This window comes from Streptococcus sp. HMSC078H12, from assembly GCF_001814615.1.
Taxonomy (GTDB): Bacteria; Bacillota; Bacilli; order Lactobacillales; family Streptococcaceae; genus Streptococcus; species Streptococcus salivarius_F.
On record NZ_KV817339.1, the window covers coordinates 202997 to 205473 of the forward strand.

1 protein-coding gene is annotated in these 2477 nt (G+C 39.3%); it reads left to right on the forward strand.

All coding sequences use genetic code 11. The features are described from left to right. Nucleotides 1-157: 157 nt before the first annotated feature. Nucleotides 158-2395 carry a glucosyl transferase gene (locus HMPREF2979_RS07555; RefSeq protein ID WP_070655963.1) on the forward strand — a complete coding sequence of 746 codons (2238 nt, stop codon included), beginning with the start codon at nt 158-160 and terminating at the stop codon, nt 2393-2395. Nucleotides 2396-2477: the final 82 nt, after the last annotated feature.

Consider the following 2477-nt stretch of genomic DNA (forward strand, 5'->3'; position numbering starts at 1 on the left):
GTGTTTTTAAACTCTTGTGACTGCTAAAATTGCGACATTTACTTTATTAGTCACTTTTCAATGTAATCGTTTTCTTATTTTTGTCTAAATTTCTTATATTTCCTTGAAAGTCTCTAAAATAGCGCTATAATAGGACTTAGGAAATGGAGGAAAAAGTATGAAAGTACATTCTAATTTTACTGGACCTAAGTCCAAAAAACGTCTGATTGCATTCTCATGTGCAACTGCTCTTGCTAGCTTTGCTTTTATCGCAAGGCCTGCATTTGCGGAGGAAGCTAAAGTTGACAACTCATCAAACCTTGATGTGACTGCTGCTACCACTGCGAATGTAGAAACTACAGCAGACCTCGTCGAAACAAAGGTTGTCGAAGCACCTGTTACTACTGAAAATGTGGCTAGCACAGAAAACACCACAAATGTCTCAGAACAAGCCTCAACTTCTAAAACAAGTTCTGAAACTGCCAGTGAAACAGCTTTAACAACTGCAAGCGAAAGTCAAGCACCTGCAGAATCAGCCGCAGGCCAAACACGTGAGGCTGTAACTACAGACCGAGCTGCCAATGAGACAGCTTCAGCTAGTGAAACAAATGTCACTGGTGGTCAATACTATAGCGATGACCAAGGCAACTGGTATTATAAAGATGCCAGTGGTAAAAACCTTACTGGCGACCAAACTATTGATGGTGTACGTGTCTCTTTCCGCGAAGATGGTAAACAAATTAAAGGGCCAGATTTCAATTGGTCTGGTGATCTCCGTCGTTATTTCGATGATAATTCTGGTCAACTTCAAACCAATCGTTACTTAGAATACAAAGGTAATTGGTACTATTTAGGTGAAAATGGCTATCCACTCACTGGAGAACAAACTATCGACGGTCAAGAAGTCTACTTCGATTATAAAGGTGTTCAAATCAAAGGTGACTTTAGCGGAAAGGACTATAGCTATCCAGATCAAACCTTCTATTACGACCCTAACTCTGGTGCAAGGGTGCGAAAAGAAGGCCTAGTTCAGAATAAAAAAGGCCAAACCTTTTACATCAAGAACGATGGTTCTAAATTTACAGGAATACGTGAAATTGATGGTAACATCTACTATTTTAAAGCACGTGATGCTGCCTCTCCTGTTGATACTGGTGTCCTACAAAAGGGAATCAGCATTTTACTAGAAGAAGGTCAAAATTCACCACGTACTAACGGTTTTGGTACCCCTACTAATATTACACGCCGCTATTATTTTGACTCAGTCACTGGTCAACTCGTTAAAAAACGCTATGTCCAAGAAGCTGATGGTTGGTACTACTATGGTGAAGATGGAAATGCTATTCGTCCTCAAGATGGTGAAGTCAATATAGACGGTCAAATCGTTTACCTCTATGCTAATGGTCGTCAAGCTAAAGGAGAGCTTGTTCTCGATAATGGTATTCTTCGCTACTATGATCCTAATTCTGGAACACGAGTCTCTAACACCACTCTAACAATTAATGGTATGACCTATCGATTTGATGAAAACGGCGTAGGTACGGATGCTCCTAACCCAAATGGTTATTATAGCGATGATAACGGAAACTGGTATTATAAAAACGCAAATGGAGACAACCTTACCGGAACTCAGATTATCAATGGCCAAAAAGTATTCTTCCGCGACAATGGTCAACAGATTAAAGGTGCTTATGGTGATTCCTACGGTGATTTATACGCATTCTACGATATTAATTCAGGAAACCTTGTAACCAATCGTTATGTTGAATACATGGGTAATTGGTTTTATGTAGGTAAAGATGGTAAACCAGTCAAGGGAGCTCGAAATATCGATGGACAAGATGTCTTCTTCAACTATCGAGGTGTACAAGCCAAAGGTGATTTTGGTCAAGATGGCGTATATATGCCTGAGTACTATTACGATAAAGATAATGGTCGCAAAGTAACCAAAGCTGGGTTTGTGAAAGATAACAGAGGCTTAACTTACTATATTAACGAGAAAGGTGAAAAAGTCCTTGGACTTCATGAAATCAATGGTGATTTATATTACTTCCGTCAAGGGGGTGCCTATAAATACACCCAACTAGGTGACATGTGGCAAGACAGTATTAATTACATTGATGGTAAAATCTACTACTTCGGTCATGACGGTAAAGCAATTAAAAATCGTTTCTATCAATGGGGTAATGACTGGTACTACTTCTATGCGGATGGTACAGCCGCTACTGGTGCCGTTCAAATTAATGGGCAAAAGCTTTACTTCGATACAAATCATGGTAGACAAGTCAAAGGCGCTTTTGCACCAGATGGTCACTACTACGATGAAAACTCTGGTGAACTAGTCACCAACCAAACACGTACTATCAAAGGTGTAACTTATCATTTTGATGAAAATGGTAATGCGACTAAAGTTTAAGGTAGCCCTTACTTTAAGAAAACTTTAGGCTCTGCTCAATATACTATAATCATCCTAAAACTTTTCTTTTTCATAATCTCCT

Excerpts from the sequence above, each read along its gene's own strand:
- HMPREF2979_RS07555 (WP_070655963.1), top strand. The coding sequence starts at position 158 with ATGAAAGTACATTCTAATTTTACTGGACCTAAGTCCAAAAAACGTCTG.